This window comes from Pseudonocardia lacus (assembly GCF_018531445.1).
GTDB classification, from domain to species: Bacteria; Actinomycetota; Actinomycetes; order Mycobacteriales; family Pseudonocardiaceae; genus Pseudonocardia; species Pseudonocardia lacus.
Genome location: NZ_JAHDTH010000424.1, coordinates 1 through 2,167 on the forward strand (window position 1 = coordinate 1; position 2,167 = coordinate 2,167).

At 76.0% G+C, this 2,167-nt stretch carries 2 protein-coding genes; both read left to right on the forward strand.

The genetic code is table 11. From position 1 onward, the window contains the following. Positions 1-271 precede the first annotated feature (271 nt). The gene (locus KIK08_RS38745) at positions 272-1,090 is read left to right on the forward strand and encodes an endonuclease/exonuclease/phosphatase family protein (RefSeq protein WP_214408285.1); all 819 of its coding nucleotides are present in this window, start codon (positions 272-274) and stop codon (positions 1,088-1,090) included. 181 nt (positions 1,091-1,271) lie between these two features. Next, positions 1,272-2,167 (forward strand): serine/threonine-protein kinase (locus tag KIK08_RS38750; protein WP_214408286.1); only part of this gene is annotated, 896 nt, incomplete at its 3' end.

A 2,167-nucleotide genomic window follows, 5' to 3' on the forward strand; every position in this document is an offset into this window, starting at 1 on the left:
GGACCACACCATGATCACGTACAACACTGGACATGACGGCCGGCTCCTTCCGTATGTGGCAACTTCCGCCTCAGGGTGGACGACCCACGCAAGATGCGGAACGCGCCGGCCGTTCCATGCTGACTGAGGCCGGTCGCGCCGACCGCACGCACCCGGTGCGCGCGGTCGGCGGCTCCCGGAGTTCGGCGACCGGTTCGACGCCCGGCCGCCGTCGGGCCGCGGCGATAGCGTGATCGCCGAGGGCGAGGGGCGCCCGCACGGGAGGCCGCCGATGGCAGACAGCACGGTCCGCGCGATGACCTGGAACCTCTGGTGGCGGTTCGGGCCGCGCTGGCGCGACCGGCAGCCGGGCATCCGGGCGACGCTGGAGCGGCTGCGCCCCGACGTCGTCGCGCTGCAGGAGGTCTGGGCGGGCGAGGGGACCACCCAGGCCGACGAGCTGGCGGCGGCGCTGGGGATGCACGCGGTGTTCGCCTCGCCGTCCTACCCGCCCGCGCCGGTCGACGCGGTCGACCCCGACCACGTCGGGGTCGACCTCGGGATCGCGGTGCTGAGCCGGTGGCCGATCGCCGGGCACGAGGTCGTCGCGATGCCGGCCCGGCACCGCGGCTGGGACCCCGTCGCGCTGACCGTCCGCGTCGGGCACCCGGTCGGGCCGCTGCCCGTCGTGGCCGCCTGCCTCGACTACGGCGTCCCCTACACCGACGACCGCATCGCGCAGGGGACGTTCGTGGCCGACCTCGCCACCGACCCGAGCCGGGACGGGCCGTGCCCGGTGCTGCTCATGGGCGACCTGAACGCCGCGGTCGACTCCCCGGTCCTGCGGCGGGCGGGCGACGTGCTGGTCGACGCCTGGACCGCGGGCGGCGGGGCGCCCGACGCGGTCACGCTGCCCTCGACGCACCCGTCCGCCCCGCTGGAGGCCGGACCGCAGATGGTCGACCGGCGCATCGACCACATCTTCTTCCGGCCCGGCCGGGAGGACCAGCACGTGCTGGTGGAGGGCGTGCGGATGGCCGGGGAGCCGGTCGGCGGGATCCACCCGTCCGACCACCTGGCGGTGGTCGCGGACCTGCGCTGGCGCGGCTGACGCGGCCGCGCGGCGGGTGATCGTCCACGATCGGGGGCGCCCGGTGGGAGCAGGCCGTCGCGCTGCGTGAGGGCCCGACATCGCCGATTCCGGGCGGGCGGGAGGGGGCGCGCGGACCGGGTGGCGATCAGCACGACCGGGCTGGTCCGGGCCGGACCGGGGGTCGCTACCCTAGGCCACGATGAGTACCCCGTCCGATGACACCCCGAGCCGCATCGGCGACCGCTACCGGTTGGAAGAGCGGATCGGCGCCGGCGCCATGGGCGCCGTCTGGCGGGCTACCGATGAACTGCTGAACCGCACTGTCGCGGTCAAGGAGCTGCTCGCGGCCGCGGTGCCGGCGCGGGGTGGCGCGCTGGAGGAGTCCCGCCAGCGCATCCTGCGCGAGGGTCGCATCGGGGCCCGGCTGCAGCACCCGCACGTCATCAGCATGTTCGACGTCGTCGTGCACGAGGACAGCCCCTGGCTGGTGATGGAGTACCTGCCGTCGGTGTCGCTGGCCCAGCGGCTCGCCCAGGACGGCCCGCTGGCCCCGCGCGAGGCCGCCGACATCGGCAGCCAGGTCGCCGACGGCCTGGCCGCCGCGCACAAGGCCGGGGTGGTGCACCGCGACATCAAGCCGGGCAACGTGCTGCTCGGCGACGACGGCCGGGTCAAGCTCACCGACTTCGGCGTCTCCCGCGCCGTCGACGACGTCCAGCTCACCCGCACCGGCCTGATCGCCGGCACGCCGGCGTTCCTGGCCCCCGAGGTGGCCCGCGGCCAGGACCCGACGTCCGCCTCGGACGTGTTCGCGCTCGGCGCCACGCTCTACGCCGCGGTCGAGGGCGTGCCGCCCTTCGGGCTGGACGACAACGCCTACGCGCTGCTGCACAAGGTGGCCACCGGCGAGGTGGAGCCGCCCAAGCAGGCCGGCGAGCTGCACGAGGTCATGATGCGGCTGCTGGCCAAGGAGCCCGAGGAGCGGCCCACCGCGGCGCAGGCCCGCGACCTGCTGGCCAAGGTCGCCGCGGGTGCCGCCGGGGTGCCGGCCACGGCCACCGCCCTGCTGCCGCCGCCCGCGGGGCGCGCCGCCCC

Bases quoted from the DNA above. Each gene is read 5' to 3' on its own strand.
- KIK08_RS38745 (WP_214408285.1), top strand. From the start codon at position 272: ATGGCAGACAGCACGGTCCGCGCGATGACCTGGAACCTCTGGTGGCGG.